Source organism: Streptomyces sp. Je 1-79, assembly GCF_025195125.1.
GTDB lineage: Bacteria > Actinomycetota > Actinomycetes > Streptomycetales > Streptomycetaceae > Streptomyces.
Window position 1 is genome coordinate 16,046 of the sequence record NZ_JAMGSL010000014.1, and the last position, 19,779, is coordinate 35,824.

The 19,779-nt window shown below is 72.1% G+C and carries 15 protein-coding genes; 7 read left to right on the top strand and 8 right to left on the bottom strand.

The window, feature by feature from the left end:
- Nucleotides 1-60: 60 nt before the first annotated feature.
- Together M5362_RS26285 and M5362_RS26290 are read right to left on the bottom strand one after the other, a co-directional pair.
- Complete coding sequence (locus tag M5362_RS26285; protein WP_374214529.1) at nt 61-2,415, bottom strand: helix-hairpin-helix domain-containing protein; 2,355 nt, start codon at nt 2,413-2,415, stop codon at nt 61-63.
- Nucleotides 2,412-3,398, bottom strand: a complete 987-nt coding sequence (locus M5362_RS26290; RefSeq protein ID WP_260230233.1) for an aldo/keto reductase — start codon at nt 3,396-3,398, stop codon at nt 2,412-2,414. Before M5362_RS26290 ends, M5362_RS26285 begins: the two co-directional genes overlap by 4 nt.
- Before the next feature lie 131 nt (nt 3,399-3,529).
- On the opposite strand from M5362_RS26290, the gene M5362_RS26295 reads away from it, so the two are divergent.
- Nucleotides 3,530-4,579, top strand: a complete 1,050-nt coding sequence (locus tag M5362_RS26295) for an LLM class F420-dependent oxidoreductase (RefSeq protein WP_260230234.1) — start codon at nt 3,530-3,532, stop codon at nt 4,577-4,579.
- Nucleotides 4,580-4,815: 236 nt separating this feature from the next.
- A complete protein-coding gene (locus M5362_RS26300) occupies nt 4,816-5,601 on the top strand; it encodes a ferritin-like domain-containing protein (RefSeq protein ID WP_260230235.1) in 786 nt (261 codons plus the stop codon).
- A gap of 24 nt (nt 5,602-5,625) precedes the next feature.
- Here M5362_RS26300 and M5362_RS26305 read toward each other — a convergent pair whose 3' ends face one another.
- On the bottom strand, nt 5,626-6,618 hold the full coding sequence (locus tag M5362_RS26305; RefSeq protein WP_260230407.1) for a magnesium and cobalt transport protein CorA: 993 nt from the start codon (nt 6,616-6,618) through the stop codon (nt 5,626-5,628).
- A 95-nt stretch (nt 6,619-6,713) separates the two neighbouring features.
- Here M5362_RS26305 and M5362_RS26310 point away from each other — a divergent pair, with 95 nt between their 5' ends.
- The 5 genes from M5362_RS26310 (at nt 6,714) to M5362_RS26330 (ending at nt 13,438) form a co-directional block, all read left to right on the top strand.
- Nucleotides 6,714-7,403 carry a histidine phosphatase family protein gene (locus tag M5362_RS26310; protein WP_260230236.1) on the top strand — a complete coding sequence of 230 codons (690 nt, stop codon included), beginning with the start codon at nt 6,714-6,716 and terminating at the stop codon, nt 7,401-7,403.
- 77 nt (nt 7,404-7,480) lie between these two features.
- On the top strand, nt 7,481-8,071 hold the full coding sequence (locus M5362_RS26315) for a DUF3090 domain-containing protein (protein ID WP_260230237.1): 591 nt from the start codon (nt 7,481-7,483) through the stop codon (nt 8,069-8,071).
- Nucleotides 8,035-8,871 carry an SCO1664 family protein gene (locus M5362_RS26320; RefSeq protein WP_260230238.1) on the top strand — a complete coding sequence of 279 codons (837 nt, stop codon included), beginning with the start codon at nt 8,035-8,037 and terminating at the stop codon, nt 8,869-8,871. The genes M5362_RS26315 and M5362_RS26320 overlap by 37 nt, the downstream gene beginning before the upstream one ends.
- 144 nt (nt 8,872-9,015) lie before the next feature.
- Nucleotides 9,016-10,245: a cysteine--1-D-myo-inosityl 2-amino-2-deoxy-alpha-D-glucopyranoside ligase gene (mshC, locus tag M5362_RS26325; protein ID WP_260230239.1), complete on the top strand. Its 1,230-nt coding sequence runs from the start codon at nt 9,016-9,018 to the stop codon at nt 10,243-10,245.
- A gap of 154 nt (nt 10,246-10,399) precedes the next feature.
- Nucleotides 10,400-13,438 (top strand): NPCBM/NEW2 domain-containing protein, encoded by a 3,039-nt coding sequence (locus tag M5362_RS26330; RefSeq protein WP_374214530.1) that lies wholly within the window; start codon nt 10,400-10,402, stop codon nt 13,436-13,438.
- Between the two features lie 60 nt (nt 13,439-13,498).
- Here the strand turns inward: M5362_RS26330 and M5362_RS26335 are convergent, their stop codons facing one another.
- From M5362_RS26335 to M5362_RS26355, 5 genes are all read right to left on the bottom strand, one after another.
- A complete protein-coding gene (locus M5362_RS26335) occupies nt 13,499-14,554 on the bottom strand; it encodes a PAC2 family protein (protein ID WP_260230241.1) in 1,056 nt (351 codons plus the stop codon).
- Nucleotides 14,555-14,735: 181 nt separating this feature from the next.
- Nucleotides 14,736-16,340 (bottom strand): glycerol-3-phosphate dehydrogenase/oxidase, encoded by a 1,605-nt coding sequence (locus M5362_RS26340; RefSeq protein ID WP_260230242.1) that lies wholly within the window; start codon nt 16,338-16,340, stop codon nt 14,736-14,738.
- A gap of 6 nt (nt 16,341-16,346) precedes the next feature.
- Nucleotides 16,347-17,915 carry a glycerol kinase GlpK gene (glpK, locus tag M5362_RS26345; protein ID WP_260230245.1) on the bottom strand — a complete coding sequence of 523 codons (1,569 nt, stop codon included), beginning with the start codon at nt 17,913-17,915 and terminating at the stop codon, nt 16,347-16,349.
- A 36-nt stretch (nt 17,916-17,951) separates the two neighbouring features.
- Nucleotides 17,952-18,737, bottom strand: a complete 786-nt coding sequence (locus M5362_RS26350) for an MIP/aquaporin family protein (protein WP_260230246.1) — start codon at nt 18,735-18,737, stop codon at nt 17,952-17,954.
- A 274-nt stretch (nt 18,738-19,011) separates the two neighbouring features.
- On the bottom strand, nt 19,012-19,776 hold the full coding sequence (locus tag M5362_RS26355) for an IclR family transcriptional regulator (RefSeq protein WP_260230408.1): 765 nt from the start codon (nt 19,774-19,776) through the stop codon (nt 19,012-19,014).
- Nucleotides 19,777-19,779: the final 3 nt, after the last annotated feature.

A 19,779-nucleotide genomic window follows, 5' to 3' on the forward strand; every position in this document is an offset into this window, starting at 1 on the left:
CGGGGCACCGACCGGTGCCCCGCCCTCCGCCGTACCCGGTCAGGCCCCCGAGGGGGCCGGTCAGTCCTCCGAGGCCGCCAGAAGGGCCTCCAGAAGCGGCCGCAGCCGGGTCGTACGCTCCTGGGCCACCCCCTCGGACACCGCGCGGGGCAGCGCCTGGTCCACGCCGTGCACGACCGACAGGTGCCGCTCGCCCCGGCCGAAGGCCGTGTACACCCAGGCCCGGCTCAGGCCCTGAGCCGCGTCCCCCGGCAGCACCACGACCGCCGCCGGCCAGCGCATCCCCGCCGCCTGGTGCGCCGTGAGCGCCCAGCCGTGCCGCAGCACGGACTCCACCCGCTCCTTCGGTACGACGAGCTGCTCGCCCGCGCACTCCAGGCGCAGGCCCTCGGCGTCCGCCGACACGACCGTCCCGCCCACCGTCCGCCCGGGGGCCGGCACATAGGCCACCCGGTCGCCCGGGTCGAAGCCGAGGAAGCGGCCCGGCCCGGGGTTGAGCCGCTGCTTGAGCGCCGCGTTCAGCGCGCGGGTGCCCGCCGAGCCGCCGTGGCCGACCGTGATCACCTGGGTCTGCTCGGCCGCGACGCCGATCGCCCGCGGAATCGAGTCGGCGACCAGCTGGACGGTGCGGTGGACGGCCTCGCCCGCGTCCCTGACCGGGACGATCACGACCTCCTTGCCGGGGGCCTCCACCTGGCTCAGCTCGCCGATGCCGATGCCCGAGACCAGCTCGCCGATCGGACCGGGATCGGGGACGCGGGAGGCGATCTGCGGGCACACCCGGGCCGCGAGGACATCGGCGAACACCCGGCCCGCGCCCGCGGAGCCGAGGACACCGGGGTCTCCGCCGAGCACCAGACGGCAGCCGTCGGGCAGGGACTCCACGAGCATCGCGGCACTCTCGACGTCCAGCTGCGGCGCGTCCAGGACGACCAGCAGGTCCAGGGCGAAGGCGCCCTCCGCGTCCCGGCCCGGTCCGGCCACGCCGGCCAGCAGGTCGGCGACCGTCAGCGCCTCCGTGCCGAGACGGCGGACGCCGTTCTCGCTGTGCACGGCCACCGCGACCCGCAGGCCCCGCTCACGGGCGGCCTCGGCGAGCGCGACGGGCTCGCTACGGGCCGCCTCGCCTCCGGTGTGCAGGACCAGACCGTGCGCGCCGGTGGCGCGGACCAGCTCGGGTCCGTCCCAGACCTCCCCGGAGGCGGTCTTGACCAGCCGGGCCAGCCCGTCGGCCAGGCTCTCCTCGGCGAGCGCGTACCGGTCGAGCCCCAGCAGGACGGGCACGTCGGGGGCGTCGGCGGCTTCGGGACCTTCGGGAGCGGCCTCCCCCTCGTGCTCGGCCTCGCCCTCCAGCTCCTCCTGGGCGGGCTCCTCCTCCTGGAACACCAGCACCGCGCCTTCGGACACCGCCGCCCGCACGGCCTCGTCCGGGTCGGGCACCGACAGCTTGCCGAGCCCGGCCCGCACGGTGGCGTCCTCCAGGGCCGTGTGCCCCTTCAGCGCGGCCCGTTCGAGCAACCAGGCGACCAGGGCGACCGCCCTCCGGGGATCGTCCGGACCGCACTCCGCGCCGAGCAGGGCCCGCGCGAAGCCGTCGGCGTGCTCGGGCTGCACCCCGGGCACCGACAGGAGCAGCCAGGGGTCCTCACGCAGCGCCTCGGCGGCGCCCTCGCCCAGGGCCGCGGCGACCTGGCCGGTCAGAGACTCCGGCGCGCCACCGCGAGCGAGCACCTCCCGCACGGCCGCCAGCGTCTCGGGGGCCGCCGTCGACTCCTGGACCGCCGGGCGCGCGGCCGTGACCGGTGCCGGCACCGAGCCGGGCGCCGGGGTGGGGGCGGGCTGCCGGGGCGCGGGATCCGGCGCCTCGAAGAACGCGCCGCTCGGCTTCGTACCGCTCTCCACCGCCCGCACCGCCGCGAGCAGGTCGGCCGCGGTACCGCTGAGCTTGCCGCCCGCCTCGACGGGCGCCGCCTTCTCGGCCTTGCGCTGCTCGATCCTGGCCCGCAACTCCCGCTGCGCGGCCAGCTCGGCCTGCGCCTCGGACACCTCGGCGGCCTTCGTCTCCCCGCCGGCCTCCGTCTCCCCGTCGGCGACAGGACTCGCCTCGGCGTCCGGGCCCGCGTCGGCGGCAGGACTCAAGCTGGCGTCCGGGCCCCCGTCGGCAGCAGGACTCACGTCGGCGTCCGGACTCGCGTCGGCAGCAGGACTCGCCTCGGTGTCCGGACTCGGGTCGGCGGCAGGACTCGCCTCGACGAGAGGGCCCGCGTCGGCCTCACCGGCCTTGCCGTCCGCCTCCGCGCCTTCCCCGGCGTGCTCCTCCACGCCCTCCGGGGTGCGCTCGGTCGCGGCCTCGTCGGCCTCGCCCCGCACGGGCTCGGTGGCCTCGGGAGGGGTCTCCCGCGAAGGCTCGGTCACAAGGTGCTCCAGTCCTGGTCCGGATAGCGGTGCAGGGGCGCCGACACATCGTCGAGGGCCCGGCAGATCTCGTCAGGAAGACTAAGGCTCTCCACTGACAACGCGGCCGTGAGCTGCTGCGCGTTGCGCGCGCCGACGATCGGGGCGGTCACGCCCGGCCGGTCGCGGACCCAGGCGAGCGCCACCTGGAGCGGCGTCGTCGCCAGACCGTCCGCCGCCGTGGTGACCGCGTCGACGATCCGGCTCGCCGCCTCGTCCAGATACGGTTCCACGAACGGCGCCATGGTCTCCGAGCCGCCCCGGGAGTCGGCGGGCGTGCCGTTGCGGTACTTCCCCGTGAGCACCCCGCGCCCCAGCGGCGAGGACGGCAGCAGACCTATCCCCAGGTCCAGGGCCGCGGGCAGCACCTCCCGCTCGACGCCCCGCTGGAGCAACGAGTACTCCATCTGCGTCGCCGCGAGGCGCGTCCGTCCCGCGACCGCCGACCCGAGCTGCCAGGTCCCCGCCTTCGCCAGCTGCCACCCGCAGAAGTTCGACACCCCCACGTAACGGGCCCGCCCGCTGCTCACCGCGATGTCGAGCGCCTGGAGCGACTCCTCCAGCGGGGTGTGCGGATCGAAGGCGTGCAGCTGCCACAGATCCACGTGGTCCGTGCCGAGCCGTGCCAGGGAGGCGTCCAGCGCGGCCAGCAGATGCCCGCGGGAACCGTCCGTCCGACGGTCCGGGTCGGGCACGCTGCCCGCCTTCGTGGAGACGACCAGATCCCGCCGCGGCACCAGCCGCTCCATGAGCTGCCCGAGGACGTACTCGGCCTCGCCCCCGCCGTACACGTCCGCGGTGTCGACCAGCGTGCCGCCCGCGTCCCAGAACGTCTTCAACTGGTCGGCGGCGTCGTGCTCGTCGGTGTCGCGCCCCCAGGTGAGGGTGCCGAGCCCCAGCCGGGACACGCGCAGGCCGGTACGTCCGAGATGCCTCTGCTCCATGGGCGCGAGATTACTGGCCAAGACCCCACGCGGAGAGAGCCTGTGGACAACCTCCCCCTGACGGATCCCTCCCCCTCGCGCTAGAGTCCGCCGCAAGGGACGTTACTGATCGGTAAAGAGGGTGTGTGGTCATGAGGCTCGGCATCAACCTCGGCTACTGGGGCGCGGGAATGGACGGCGACAACCTCGCCGTCGCCCAGGAGGCGGACCGCCTCGGATACGACGTCTGCTGGGCCGCCGAGGCCTACGGCTCCGACGCGCCCACCGTGCTCTCCTGGGTGGCCGCCAAGACCGAGCGGATCGACATCGGCTCCGCGATCATGCAGATCCCGGCCCGCCAGCCCGCGATGACGGCGATGACCGCCGCCACCCTCGACTCGCTCTCCGGCGGCCGCTTCCGCCTCGGCCTCGGCGTCTCCGGCCCGCAGGTCTCCGAGGGCTGGTACGGCGTCAAGTTCGACAAGCCCCTCGCCCGCACCCGCGAGTACGTCGAGATCGTCCGCAAGGCCATGACGCGCGAGCGGCTCACGTACGAGGGCGAGCACTGGACGCTCCCGCTGCCGGACGGCCCGGGCAAGCCCATCAAGCTCACCGTGCACCCGGAGCGTGAGCACATCCCGCTCTACATCGCGGCGATCGGCCCGAAGAACCTGGAGCAGACCGGCGAGATCGCCGACGGCGCGCTGCTGATCTTCCCCTCCGCCGAGCACCTGGAGGAGACCGCGCTGCGCCCGCTCCGGGCGGGCCGCGAGAAGGCCGGGCTGACCATGGAGGGCTTCGACGTCCACCCGACCCTGCCGCTCGCCCTCGGCGACGACATCGACGCCCTCGCGGACATCTTCCGCCCGTACACCGCCCTGTACGTCGGCGGCATGGGCAGCCGCAAGCAGAACTTCTACAACCAGCTCGCCCAGCGCATGGGCTACGAGAAGCAGGCCGCCGAGATCCAGGACAAGTACCTGGCGGGCGACAAGGCCGGCGCCGCCGCGGCCGTACCGCGGCAGCTGATCGACCAGACCACCCTGCTCGGTTCCGTCGAGCGCATCGCCGACCGGATGACGGCCTACGCCCAGGCCGGTGTCACGACCCTGACCCTCGCCCCCGCCGGCTTCACCCTCGACGAGCGGGTGGCGGCGCTGCGGGCGGGCACCGAGGCCCTGGAGCGGGCGGGCCTCGCCTAGGCCCTGTCCTGGAGAGCGGGTCCGGCGGGAAAGTCTGCGGCCGTGGTGGGGGCTCGGGGGTCTTCCCCGCCACGGCCGTCATGCTGCTCAACGCGCCACACGGCGCCCGGTTACGAGCGGAACGGTCCGTCTTTCAGCCGAACGGCCCGCCTCTCGTGTTGCCCGGCGGCCGGACCCGCACTTGACTCGTTCTCTGCGGACGTGCGGTGTGCGGACGCCCGCTGAGAGGTGGCGCCATGCTCACGGCCAAGAGCCTGTTCCAGGAAATCATCGACAACGACGAGTCCTACCAGCTCTTCTGTTCCATCGCCGCCAGTGGCGAGGCCCAGGGCGGCTGGGAGAACGCACGGATCGCGGCCCTGGTCGCGCCAGGGATGCGGGATCTCGCACCCAAGATCACCCGGCACGGTGCGGACGAGGACAAGCACGGCCGGATCTTCAACGCGCTGCTGAAGAAGCGCGGCCTGGAGCCCGTGGCGGTGCCGCCCGACACCGACTACACGATGCTCCTCGAACAGCGCGGCATCGGCCTCGCCCACGACAAGCTCCGCCGTGACGAGCCGCTGAGCGAGGAGGACATCGTCGTCTACCTCGCGCACAGCCGGGTCACCGAGCAGCGGGCCGCGGACCAGATGAACATGCTGGTCACGTACTTCGGGGACCACCCCGAGCTCGGCAAGGCCATCCACATGATCGACAACGACGAGACGAACCATCTCGCGTACTGCCACGAGGAGCTGCTGGGCCTCGCGTACGCCGGACACGGCCGGGTCATCCAGCGCACCCTGCGCGACTCCGCACTCGCCGAGATCCAGGTCTACCGCGACGTCAGCCTCGCCGTGATGAGCCACATGGGACGCATCCTGCGCTGGCCCAGGGCCAAGTCGGCCGCCCTCGCCGCCGGGATCCACGGCATGTACGCCTGGGAGCGGGCCGCCGGCTGGCACCGGATGGTCGACCTGAAGATGCCCGAACGGCGCGACGCGCTGGGAGGCCCCATGACCCCTGCCCCCGCGTTCTGAGCCGCCGAGGCCCCGGCGCCGTGACTACATCCAGCCGCGGCGCTTGAACAGCCGGTACAGCCCGAGAACGGCCCCGGTCATCAGCAGGATCACCGCCGGGTACGCCCAGACCCAGGTCAGCTCGGGCATGTGGTCGAAGTTCATGCCGTAGATCCCCGCGACCATCGTGGGGACCGCGGCCATGGCCGCCCACGCCGAGATCTTCCGCATGTCGTCGTTCTGCCGGACACCCATCTGCGCGAGATGCGCCGACAGGACGTCCGACAGCAGCCGGTCCAGCCCCTCCACCTGCTCGGTGGCGCGGGTCAGGTGGTCGCTGACGTCCCGGAAGAAGGGCTTCGCGTGCTGGTTCACGAACGGCACCGACCCGGTCGCGAGCTTCTCCACCGGCGCCGCCAGCGGGCTCGCGGCCCGGCGGAACTCGAGCACCTGGCGCTTGGCGGTGTAGATCCGCTCCGCCGTGCTCCCCGGGCTCCGGCCGACCGGCGCGAAGACGTCGGCCTCCAGCTCCTCCAGGTCCACCTGGAGCTCGCCGGCCACGTCGATGTAGTGGTCGACGACCGCGTCGCTGATCGCGTACAGGACGGCCGTCGGGCCGTGGCGCAGCACGTCGGGGTCGGCCTCCAGCCGGCGCCGTACCGCCGCGAGCGGCGCGCCCTCGCCGTGCCGGACCGTCACCACGAACGAGTCGCCGATGAAGACCATCAACTCGCCCGACGAGACCCGGTCGCTCTGCGGCTCGTACACCACCGGCTTGAGGACCACGAAGAGCGAGTCGTCGTAGACCTCCAGCTTCGGCCGCTGATGGGCCTTCAGCGCGTCCTCGACGGCCAGCTGATGCAGCGCGAACTCGGCCGAGACATGGTCGAACTCGGCCTCGGAGGGCTCGTGCAGCCCGACCCAGAGAAATGCGTCGCCGACCGTCCTCGCCTCCTCCAGGGCGTCGGACAGATCGGCGGGGCCTTCCATACGGCGCCCGTCGCGGTAGATGGCGGAGTCGACGATCACGGGCCGTATTCTTCCCCGCGATTCCCCTTCTCGCACATGCGAGTGGCCCCGGATCGTCCACAGGGCCGTCCCACGCGCGCGTGCGGCCGCCTACTCTTGCCGCCATGGCCACGCTGATTCTCGTCCGGCACGGACGCTCCACCGCCAACACCTCCGGTGTCCTCGCCGGGCGGATGCCCGGGGTCGCCCTCGACGAGCGCGGCGTCGCGCAGGCGGCCGCCCTGCCCGGGCGACTGGCCGGGGTGCCGCTCGCCGCCGTCGTCTCCAGCCCCTTGCAGCGCTGCCGCGAGACGGTGCGGCCGCTCCTCGACGCCCGGCCCGGGCTGCCGCTCCACACCGAGGAGCGCATCAGCGAGTGCGACTACGGCGACTGGTCCGGCCGCAAGCTCGCCGAACTGGCCGATGAACCCCTCATGGAGGTCGTCCAGGCCCACGCGTCCGCCGCGGCCTTCCCCGGCGGCGAGTCGATGCGCGCCATGCAGGCACGCGCCGTCGACGCCGTACGGGACTGGAACGCGCGCGTGGAGGCCGAGCACGGCGAGGACGCCGTCTACGCGATGTGTTCGCACGGCGACATCATCAAGTCGATCGTCGCCGACGCCCTCGGCCTCCACCTCGACCTCTTCCAGCGCATCCACGTCGACCCCTGCTCCGTCACCGTCATCCGCTACACGCGGCTGCGCCCCTTCCTCGTACGGCTGGGCGACACCGGCGACTTCGCGGCGCTCGCTCCCCGGGAGAGCGGGGAGACGGGCGGGGCCGCCGAGGTCGGTGGCGGTGCGGGCGCACCGTGATCCATCCGCGCAGTAGGGTGGACGGGCCGCTGTAGCGCGGGCCTCCACCGATGCCGATCCGCAAGGGAGTCAGGGACGTGTCCCGTCAGGTGTTCCTCTACGACCCACCGGAGCGTTTCGTGGCCGGTACGGTCGGGCTGCCTGGCCGCCGTACGTTCTTCCTGCAGGCGTCCGCGGCCGGCCGGGTCACCAGCGTGGCCCTGGAGAAGGCCCAGGTCGCCGCGCTCGCCGAACGCATCGACGAACTCCTCGACGAGGTCGTGCGCCGCACCGGCGGCAACGCCCCCGTCCCGGCCGTCGCGCCGACCGACGTCTCCGACACCGCTCCGCTCGACGTCCCCGTCGAGGAGGAGTTCCGGGTCGGCACCATGGCGCTGGCCTGGGACGGCGAGGAGCAGCGCATGATCGTCGAGGCACAGGCCCTCGTCGAACTCGACGCCGAGTCCGAGGAGGACCTCGCCGCCGCCGAGGAACGCCTCCTCCAGGACGAGGAGAACGGGCCGCCGATGCTGCGTGTCCGTCTCTCCGGCGCGCAGGCCAGGGCCTTCGCCAAGCGCGCCCTCGACGTGGTCAACGCCGGCCGCCCGCCGTGCCCGCTGTGCAGCCTGCCGCTCGACCCCGAGGGCCATGTGTGCCCGCGCCAGAACGGATACCGACGCGGAGCATGAGCGGTCCCGACAGCCGGGCGGTCGTCGACCTGCTCGCCAAGGGGGAGCTGACCGTCCGCGGTCAGGTCCGCGAGGCGTCCAACGCCGTGCTCGTGTGCTCCGTCGCCCTCGACGGCGTCGAGGCCGACTGCGTCTACAAGCCCGTGGCCGGGGAGCAGCCTCTCTGGGACTTCCCCGACGGCACCCTCGCCCAGCGCGAGGTCGCCGCCTACGAGCTCTCCGAGGCCACCGGCTGGGGACTCGTACCGCCCACGGTGCTCCGCGACGGCCCGTACGGCGAGGGCATGGTCCAGCTGTGGATCGAGGCCGACCCCGGGGCGGGTCTGCTGGCGCTCACCGAGGACGAGGAGGCGGCCGAAGGCTGGAAGGCCGTCGGGCCCGCCCAGGTGGGTGGGGACCGCACCGCCCTGCTGGTCCACGCCGACCGTCCGGAGCTGCGCCGGCTGGCCGTCCTGGACGCCGTCATCAACAACGGCGACCGCAAGGGCGGGCACCTGCTGCCCGCGCCGGACGGACGCCTCTACGGCATCGACCACGGTGTCACCTTCCACGTGGACGACAAGCTGCGCACCCTGCTGTGGGGCTGGGCGGGCGAGGAGCTGCCCGCCGAGGCCGGCGTCGTCCTGGACCGGCTCGACGGTTCCCTGGCTCCCGGGACGCCGCTCGCCACCCGACTGGCCGAGCTGCTCACCGCCGCCGAGATCGACGCCCTGCGCCGCCGGGTGGCCGCCCTGCGCACCACCGGCCGTCACCCGGAGCCCTCCGGGCAGTGGCCGGCGATCCCCTGGCCACCGGTCTGACCGATCGGATCCGGCCAACCCAGGTCCGGCAGCTCCGACCCCCAGGGGGTATGCACGGACCGCCACGAGCTGCAAGACCGCCTCGTCGGCCAAGATCCCGGATCCGGTTCGTATCCGGAACAGGTGTCCGGTTACGCTCAGGTCATGCATGCCTGGCCCGCTTCTGAGGTCCCCGCCCTTCCCGGCAAGGGCCGCGACCTCCGGATCCACGACACCGCGACCGGTGGACGAGTGACCCTCGCTCCCGGTCCCGTCGCCCGTATCTACGTCTGCGGCATCACGCCGTACGACGCGACCCACATGGGTCACGCGGCGACCTACAACGCGTTCGACCTCGTTCAGCGCGTGTGGCTCGACACCAAGCGGCAGGTTCACTACGTCCAGAACGTGACCGACGTCGACGACCCCCTCCTGGAGCGGGCGATCCGGGACGGCGTCGACTGGGTCGGGCTCGCCGAGCGCGAGACCGCCCTCTTCCGCGAGGACATGACGGCCCTGCGGATGCTGCCGCCGCAGGACTACATCGGCGCGGTCGAGGCCATACCCGGCATCGTGCCGCTCGTCGAGCGGCTGCGGGACTCCGGCGCCGCCTACGAACTCGAAGGCGACATCTACTTCTCCGTCGAGGCGGACCCGAACTTCGGCAAGGTGTCGAACTACGACACCGAGCTGATGCGCCACCTCTCCGCCGAGCGCGGCGGCGACCCGGACCGCCCGGGCAAGAAGAACCCGCTCGACCCGATGCTCTGGATGGCCGCCCGTGAGGGCGAGCCGAGCTGGGACGGCGCGAGCCTCGGTGCCGGCCGCCCCGGCTGGCACATCGAGTGCGTCGCCATCGCCCTCGACCACCTCGGCATGAGCTTCGACGTCCAGGGCGGCGGCTCGGACCTGATCTTCCCGCACCACGAGATGGGCGCCTCGCACGCCCAGGCGCTCACCGGCGAGTTCCCCATGGCCAAGGCGTACGTGCACGCCGGCATGGTCGCCCTGGACGGCGAGAAGATGTCCAAGTCCAAGGGCAACCTGGTCTTCGTCTCCGCGCTCCGCCGCCAGGGTGTCGACCCGGCCGCCATCCGCCTCTCGCTCCTCTCGCACCACTACCGCGCCGACTGGGAGTGGACCGACCAGGTCCTCCAGGACGCCGTGGAGCGCCTGGAGGCCTGGCGCGCCGCCGTCTCGCGCCCCGACGGCCTGTCCGCCGACGCGCTGGTCGAGGAGATCCGCGAGGCCCTCGCCGACGACCTGGACACGCCCGCCGCGCTCGCCGCCGTCGACCGGTGGGCCGCGCGGCAGAACGCCGAGGGCGGCACGGAGGAGTCAGCGCCCGGCCTCGCCTCCCGCGCCGTCGACGCCCTCCTGGGCGTGGCGCTCTAGAGCGGGTCGCGAACGCCCCGGCCCTCCCTTCCGTACAACTCGCTTTCGGCCAACCGCCCTTGAACTTCTCCGCGAAGTCCGAGGGCGGTTCCCTTTTGTCCTGGCTCTGTGCTCGATTCTGCGCTAAATACCCTCCATGCAATCAACATTGCGCATGAAGGCTGCAATCGCAGGCGCTCTGCTCGGGGTTCTCGCGGCGTTCGCGGGACCGGGCAGCGCCCAGTCCGCCGAGCCCTCACCGACCACCGTCGGTGATGTCACCGGCTTCGAGGCAGACGGTGCCGTCTACGGGCTCACCGCCGGGTCCGCCAAGGCCCGCGTCAGCTTCGTCACCGACGAGACCTTCCGTATCGAACTGGCCCCCGACGGCCGCTTCACCGACCCCGCCGGCCAGGACATCGTCCGGCCCCAGGGCCCCCCGCCCAGGACCCGCTGGCGCGACCGCGGCGACCGCTACGAGCTCACCACCGCCAAGGTGACCCTGCGCGCCTACAAGGCGCCGCTCCGCTTCGCCGCCTTCCGCGCCGACGGCACCCCGCTCTGGTCCGAGGCGCAGGGCCTCACCTGGACCCAGGACCGCACCACCCAGACCCTGGCCAGGGGCGCCGACGAACAGTTCTACGGCGCGGGCATGCAGAACGGGCGCGGCAACACCTCGCACCGCGGCAAGACCGTCGAGGTCGGCGTCGACTACAACTGGAACGACGGCGGCCACCCCAACTCCGTGCCCTTCTACCTCTCCTCGGCCGGCTACGGCGTCTACCGCAACACCTACGCGCCCAACACCTACGTCTTCGGCGAGCCCGTCACCACCAGCGCCCGCGAACAGCGCTTCGACGCCTACTACTTCGCCGGCTCCGGGTCCGACGCGGTCAAGGACGTCATCGGCCAGTACACGAACCTGACCGGAAAGCCGTTCCTGCCGCCCGTGTACGGACTGGAGATCGGCGACGCCGACTGCTACCTCCACAACGCCAACCGCGGCGAGCGCCACACCCTCGACGCCCTGAAGGTCGCCGACGGCTACGTGCAGAACGACATGCCCAACGGCTGGATGCTCGTCAACGACGGCTACGGCTGCGGCTACGAGAACCTCGCCGAGACCGCGACCGGCCTCAAGCAGCGCGGCATGGAACTCGGCCTGTGGACCGAGGACGGCATCGAACAGCTCGAAGAGCAGGTCAAGGCCGGCCAGCGGGTCGCCAAGCTCGATGTCGCCTGGGTCGGTTCGGGCTACAAGTTCGCCCTCGACGGTTGCAAGGACGCCTACGCCGGCATCGAGGCCCACAGCGACGCCCGCGGATTCACCTGGGCGCCCGAGAGCTGGTCGGGCGCGCAGCGCTGCGGAGTCCAGTGGTCCGGCGACCAGTCCGGCACCTGGGAGTACATCCGCTGGCAGATCCCCACCTACGCCGGCGCCTCCATGTCCGGACTCGCCTACACCACCGGCGACGTCGACGGCATCTTCGGCGGAAGCGCCAAGACGTACAGCCGTGACCTGCAGTGGAAGATGTTCCTGCCCGTCACCATGACCATGGACGGCTGGGCCGCCGACGACAAGCAGCCCTTCCGCTACGGCGAGCCGTACACGAGCATCAACCGCGACTACCTCAAGCTCCACGAGTCGCTGCTGCCCTACATCTACTCGCACGCGCACCAGGCCACCCGGACCGGCGTCGGCCTCGCCCGACCGCTGGTCCTGGAGTACCCGGACGACCCGAAGGCCGCCTCGGACGCGGCGAAGTACGAGTTCCTCAGCGGCGAGGACTTCCTGGTCGCCCCCGTCTACCAGGACGCGGTCGAGCGCGACGGCATCTACCTCCCCGAGGGCACCTGGATCGACTACTGGAGCGGTCGCACCTACCAGGGACCTCTCACCGTCGACGACTACAGCGCCCCGCTCGACACCCTGCCGCTCTTCGTCCGGGCGGGGGCCACCGTCCCGATGTGGCCCGGCGGCATCCGCTCGTACACCGAACGCACCCCCGGCTCCCCGCTGGCGTGGGACATCTACCCGCAGGGCGACTCGTCGTTCGAGCTCTACGAGGACGACGGCGTCACCCGCGCCCACCGCACCGGCCAATACGCCACCCAGACCGCCGAGGTCCGCGCGCCGAAGCGCGGCGCCGGTGACGTGACCGTGCGGATCGGCGCGAGCAAGGGCACCTTCGCGGGCAGGTCCACCGCCCGGCCCTACCAGTTCACCGTCCACACCGGCGACGCGCCGAGCGAGGTCGAACTCGGCGGGCGCGAGCTGCCCCGCCTCACCTCCGAGGCCGCCTACGAGGCCGCCCGCCAGGGCTGGTGGTACGACCGCGACGACCGCGGGGGAGTGGTGAAGGTCAAGACCGCCGCGCAGCGCACCGACCGGTCCTTCACCCTCGAACTGGAGGACACCAGCGCCGTCGGCGGCGCCGTCCCGGGCGCTGCCGCGACGGCCGCCGTCCCGGCCGGCCAGGAGCTCGGCGCGGGCGCGCCCGGAACCGTCGCCGTCGACGTGAGCGCGGGCACCAGGGACGCCACCGGCGTCGAGGTGTCGCTCACCGCCCCCGCGGGCTGGCAGGTCACCCCGGCCGCGACCGTCGCCCGCATCCCGGCCGGCACCACGCGGCGCGTCGAGGTCTCCGTCACGCCCGCCAAGGACGCGGAGCCCAGGGAGGTCACGCTCGGCGCGACCGTCCGCCACCGCGCCGCGGGCCAGGACCGCACCGCGGTCCAGCGGTTCGCCCTCGGGGTCATGCCCGAGCCGCCGAGCACCGGCGTCTGGGCGAGCGACCTCACCTGGCTGAAGGCGACGAACGGATGGGGGCCGCCTGAACGCGACCGCTCCAACGGCGAGTCGGGCGCGAGCGACGGCCGCGCCCTGACCCTGGCCGGCAAGACCTACGAGAAGGGCATCGGCGCCCACGCCGACTCCGACATCGAGGTCTACCTCGGCGGCCGCTGCACCGCCTTCACCGCCGAGGCCGGCATCGACGACGAGATCAACGGCTACGGGGAGGTCGCGTTCTCGGTCGAGGCCGACGGCACCGTGCTGTGGACCTCGCCCAAGGTGACCGGCGCGTCGGCGACCGTTCCGGTCGACGTCGACGTCACCGGCGCGCGCCACGTCCGCCTGCGGATCACCGACACCAACGGCTCCAAGAGCGGTGACCACGGCGACTGGGCGGCCGCCCGCTTCGACTGCGCCTGACGGCCCGTCCGGACACGGGGAAGGGCCGCACCGTGATCGGTGCGGCCCTTCCCGTACGGCTCACTCCTCGCCGTCGCCGTCCTCGGAGCCCTCGTCCTCCCGGGGAGTCTCCGCCGCCGGCTCGGGTCCCGCCTCCGGCGCCGTCTCCGGCCCCGGGTGCTCCGGCTTCGGCGGCCGCGTCCGGCCCCCGCCGGTGTCCCGCAGATAGGAGGTGTCCCCGCCCTCGGTGGCGAGCCCCGGCCCGGGCCCCGGTCCCCCCGGACCCTGCCCCGGACCGCCGTCCCGTCGGCGCAGATACCGCTCGAACTCCCGGGCGATGGCCTCGCCCGAGGCCTCCGGCAGCTCCGCCGTGTCGCGTGCCTCCTCCAGCGTCTGGACGTACTCCGCCACCTCGCTGTCCTCGGAGGCGAGTTGGTCCACGCCCAGCTGCCAGGCCCGCGCGTCCTCGGGCAGTTCGCCCAGCGGGATGCGCATGTCGATCAGATCCTCGAGGCGGTTGAGGAGGGCCAGGGTCGCCTTGGGGTTGGGCGGCTGCGACACGTAGTGCGGCACGGCGGCCCACAGGCTGACGGCGGGCACGCCCGCGTGGGTGCATGCCTCCTGGAGGATTCCGACGATGCCCGTCGGCCCTTCGTAGCGGGTCTCCTCCAGATCCATCGTCCGCGCCAGGTCCGGGTCGGAGGTGACTCCGCTGACCGGGACGGGCCGGGTGTGCGGGGTGTCGCCGAGCAGCGCGCCCAGGATCACCACCATCTCCACGCCCAGCTCATGGGCGAAGCCCAGGATCTCGTTGCAGAACGAGCGCCAGCGCATCGACGGCTCGATACCCCGCACGAGCACCAGGTCGCGCGGCTTGTCGCCGCCGACCCGGACCACCGAGAGTCTCGTCGTCGGCCAGGTGATCTTCCGGACCCCGTTGTCCAGCCACACGGTGGGCCGGTTGACCTGGAAGTCGTAGTAGTCCTCGGCGTCGAGCGCCGCGAACACCTCGCCCTTCCACTCCCGGTCCAGATGGGCGACCGCGGTGGAGGCTGCGTCGCCGGCGTCGTTCCAGCCCTCGAACGCGGCCACCATGACCGGGTCGATCAGCTCGGGAACCCCCTCGAGCTCGATCACCCAGTGCCTCCTTTTCGAAGTTCCTGTCGTACGGACCAACCTTAAGGCTTTCCGGCGGCCCGTCCGCAGCCCTCGTGCACCACCGGGAGCCTTCGCGGCCTTGATCGACTACCCAGGAACGCGCCTCGGCACACGAACGCGTAAGGGGCGGCCTCCAGGGGAGGCCGCCCCTTACAGACGACTACTTGCGGAGCAGGTCCTCCACCTTGCCGCGGATCTCGTCCGTCGCCAGACCGCGGATGGTGAGCGTCGTACGGCGGCGCAGCACGTCGTCCGCCGTCTCGGCCCACTCGTGGTCACGGGCGTAGGCGACCTGGGCCCAGATCTCGGGCGCGTCCGGGTGGATGCGCTTGCCGAGTTCGGGGTTCTCGTTCGCCATCCGGGCTATGTCGAAGGAGAGCGAACCGTAGTGCGTCGCCAGGTGCTTGGCGGTGTCGGCGGCCATGCGCGGGCCGGGGGCCGGACCGTCGACGAGCAGCCGGTGCGCGACCGCGTTCGGGTTGGCGATACCGGGCAGCGGGAGCCGCTTCGGCAGCGTCGAGACCGACTCGTAGTCCTCGCCGAGAGGGTGCCCCGGCAGGGCCTCCAGCTTCTTCATCACCGTGCGGCCGATGTGGCGGAAGGTCGTCCACTTGCCGCCGGCCACCGACAGCATGCCGCCGCGGCCCTCGGTGACGACCGTCTCGCGCTTGGCCTTGGAGGTGTCGCCGGGGCCGCCCGGCAGCACCCGCAGACCCGCGAAGGCGTAGGTGATCAGATCGCGCGACAGCTGCTGGTCGCGGATGGAGAACGCGGCCTCGTCCAGGATCTGGGCGGTGTCCTTCTCGGTCACCTCGACCTGACCGGGGTCGCCCTCGTACTCCTCGTCGGTGGTGCCGAGCAGCAGCATGTCCTCCCAGGGGAGGGCGAAGGTGATGCGGTACTTGTCGATGGGGGTCGCCAGCGCGGCCTTCCACGGCGAGGTCCGCTTCAGGACCAGGTGCGCGCCCTTGGAGAGGCGGATGGAGGGCGCCGCGTTCGGGTCCTCCATCCTGCGCAGGTGGTCGACCCACGGGCCGGTCGCGTTCAGCACCAGGCGGGCGGTGACGCCGAACTCGTCGCCGCTCGTACGGTCCTTCAGCTCCGCGCCGGTGACCCGGCCGCGGGTGAAGCGCAGCCCGGTGACCTCGGCGTGGTTGAGGACGACGGCGCCGGCGTCGACCGCGGCGCGGACCGTCATCAGCGCCATGCGGGCGTCGTTCATCTGGTCGTCGCCGTACACGGCCACGGCCTTCAGATTGTCCGTGCGCAGCTCCGGCACGTCCTGCGCGGCCTTCGCCGGGCCGAGCAGGTGGCCGACGCCGTCACCGAACGCCGACAGGGCGGAGTAGGCGAAGACACCGGCGCCGAGCTTGGCCGCGCCGTGCGGGCCGCCCTTGTAGACGGGCAGGTAGAAGGTGAGGGGGTTGGCGAGGTGCGGTGCCACCTGACGGGAGACCGCACGCCGCTCGAAGTGGTTCTCCGCGACCAGCTTCACGGCGCCGGTCTGCAGGTAGCGCAGACCGCCGTGGAGGAGCTTGGAGGAGGCGGAGGAGGTGGCGCCGGCGAAGTCGCCGGCGTCCACCAGGGCCACCCGCAGGCCCGACTGCGCGGCGTGCCAGGCGGTGGAGATGCCCAGGATGCCGCCGCCGATCACCAGGAGGTCGTACGTCGCCTTGGAAAGCTGCTCCCGAGTTTCGGCGCGGCTCGGCAGGGAACCGGCAGCCGGTCGCGTCCCAAGCGCAGGGACGCTCTGCAGGGTGGTCATGTCGATCTACTCCTCGTCGGATCCGTCTTCGAGCCAGCCCATGGAGCGTTCAACGGCCTTCAGCCAGCTCTTGTACTCGCGGTCACGCCTGTCGGCGTCCATGCGAGGGGTCCATTCCGCCGCGCGGCGCCAGTTGGCGCGCAGGGCGTCGGTGTCCGGCCAGAAGCCGACGGCCAGGCCGGCGGCGTAGGCGGCACCGAGGCAGGTGGTCTCGGCGACCATCTCGGCGACCATCGGGCGCACGACGGGCGCGTCGAGGAAGTCCGAGAGGGTCTGCATCAGCAGGTTGTTGGAGGTCATGCCGCCGTCGACCTTGAGCGCGGTCAGCTCGACGCCGGAGTCCTTCGTCATGGCGTCGGTGATCTCGCGGGTCTGCCAGGCGGTGGCCTCCAGGACGGCACGGGCGATGTGCGCCTTGGTGACGTACCGGGTGAGGCCGGCGATCACACCGCGGGCGTCGGAGCGCCAGTACGGGGCGAACAGTCCGGAGAAGGCCGGCACGAAGTAGGCGCCGCCGTTGTCCTCGACCGAGGACGCGAGGGTCTCGATCTCGGCGGCGGACTTGATGAGGCCCATCTGGTCGCGCATCCACTGCACCAGCGAACCGGTGACGGCGATCGAGCCCTCCAGGGCGTAGACCGGCTTCTGGTCGCCGATCTGGTAGCCGACGGTGGTCAGCAGGCCGCTGTAGGAGTTGATGATCTTGTCGCTGGTGTTCATCAGCATGAAGGTGCCGGTGCCGTACGTCGACTTGGCCTCGCCCTCGGCGAAACACGTCTGGCCGAACAGGGCGGCCTGCTGGTCGCCGAGCGCGGAGGCGACCGGGACGCCGTCGAGGACGCCGCCCTTGACGGTGCCGTACACCTCGGCGGAGGAGCGGATCTCCGGCAGCACGGCGTCCGGGATCTCCATGGACTGGAGGATCTTGTCGTCCCAGGCCATGGTGTGCAGGTTCATCAGCATGGTGCGCGAGGCGTTGGTGACGTCGGTGACGTGGTGGCCGCCGTCGACACCGCCGGTGAGGTTCCAGATGACCCAGGAGTCCATGGTGCCGAAGAGGATGTCGCCGCGCTCGGCGCGCTCGCGCAGGCCCTCGACGTTGTCGAGCAGCCAGCGGACCTTCGGGCCGGAGAAGTACGAGGCGAGAGGCAGGCCGGTCTCGCGGCGGAAGCGGTCCTGGCCGACGTTGCGGCCGAGCTCCTTGCAGAGGGCGTCGGTGCGGGTGTCCTGCCAGACGAGGGCGTTGTGGACGGGCTCGCCGGTGTTCCTGTCCCAGAGCAGCGTGGTCTCGCGCTGGTTGGTGATGCCGATGGCCTTGACGTCGGCGGAGGTGATGCCGGCCTTGCGGATGGCGCCCGCCACGACCTCCTGGACGTTGGTCCAGATCTCGGCGGCGTCGTGCTCGACCCAGCCCGGCTTCGGGAAGATCTGCTCGTGCTCCTTCTGGTCGACCGAGACGATCCGGCCGTCCTTGTCGAAGACGATGCAGCGGGAGGAGGTGGTGCCCTGGTCGATGGCGGCGATGAACGGGCCGCTGCCGTGGGAGGAAGAGCCGGCGGTGTGTGCGTCGGTCACGGAGTGCTCCAAGGGGGGTCTGGGTGGAAGGACGGCTCAGGCGAACGCGATGTTGTAGATACCCGCGGCGACGGCGCCACCCACCAGGGGGCCGACCACCGGGATCCATGCGTAGCCCCAGTCGGAGCCACCCTTGTTCGGCAGCGGAAGCAGGGCGTGCACGATGCGCGGGCCGAGGTCACGTGCCGGGTTGATGGCGTATCCGGTCGGGCCGCCGAGCGAGAGGCCGATGGAGACCACGACGAACGCGGTGATCAGGGCGCCGAGGACGCCGAGGCCCTTGCCGCTGTCGTTGAGGCCCTGGGTCAGCACCGCGAGGACCAGCACGACCGTGCCGATGATCTCGGTGGCCAGGTTCTGCCAGACGTTCCGGATCTCGGGGCCGGTGGAGAAGACCCCGAGCACGGGGCCGGCCTTGGGGGCGGACTTCTGGTCGACCATGCCCTCCTCGTGCGGCGAGGAGATGATCTCCTGGTCCGTGAGGTGGGCGTGGAACTGTCCGTAGTACGCGACCCACACCAGGACGGCGCCGAGCATGGCACCGACCATCTGGCCGGCGAAGTAGACCGGAACGTTGTTCCAGTCGCCGTCCTTGATCGCGATGCCGACCGTGACGGCCGGGTTCAGGTGGGCGCCCGAGAGGGTACCCGTCATGTACACGGCGGTCATGACCGCGAAACCCCACCCGAAGGTGATGGCGAGCCACCCGGCGTTCTGGGCCTTCGAGCGCTTGAGTACCACGGCGGCGACGACGCCGCCGCCGAGCAGAATGAGTACGGCGGTACCAATGACCTCGCCGATGAAGATGTCGGAGCTGGACACCCGCGACTCCTTTGTCCTTCGTCCAGGGGAAGGCGAACCCCGGGTCCCTCCGGTGGTCCGCGCCCTCGTGTGAGGGCGTTGCCGGCCCTTGGCACTGCCACACTCTAGCGCGTATTGCCGGTAGGTGTTCGGCAATGCCGACCGATGAACGGAAGTTTTGCCCTCCGGTTAACAGCGCGTCAAGGGTTGCGGTAGCGAAAAACCCGCCGATAACGGGATCGTTACCGACGGGTTCAGCATGCGCTTTCGCGCGCCCCTGATCAGCGACTGCGGGTCAGAAGCGCCCCGCGCCCAGATCGCGGGAGACGGCGCGGGCGCAGTCCCGTACCGCCGCCACCAGCTCGGAGCGCAGCTCGCCCGCGTCGCAGACCCGCTCCACCGCGCCCGTGATCGCCACCGCGCCCACCGGCATCCGGCGCCGGTCGTGGATCGGGGCGGCCACCGAGGCCACCCCCTCCCAGGTCTCCTCCACGTCCGCGGCCCAGCCCTTGGCCCGTGTCATGTCGAGCAGCGTCTCGAACTCCTTGAGCTCGGTGACCGTACGGGGGGTGAAGCCCTCCCGCGGCACCTCCAGGACCTCGCTGTGTGCCACCGGGTCGTACGCCGAGAGGACCTTGCCCAGGGCCGTGGAGTGCAGCGGCTGCATGGCCCCCACCTCCAGGACCTGCCGGCTGTCGTCCGGCCGGAAGACGTGGTGCACGATCAGCACGCCCTGCTGGTGCAGCACGCCCAGGTGGACGCTCTCTCCGCTGGACCGCGCCAGGTCGTCCGTCCAGACCAGCGCCCGCGCCCGCAGTTCGTGCACGTCCAGATAGCTGTTGCCCAGCCGCAGCAGCTCGGCGCCCAGCTGGTAGCGGCCCGAGGCCGTCTCCTGCTCCACGAAGCCCTCGGCCTGGAGGGTGCGCAGGATGCCGTGCGCCGTCCCCTTGGCCAGGCCCAGGGACGAGGCGATGTCGGACAGGCCGAGCCGGCGCTCGCCGCCCGCGAGCAGTCGCAGCATCGCCGCCGCCCGTTCAAGCGACTGGATGTTCTTCGCCATCGC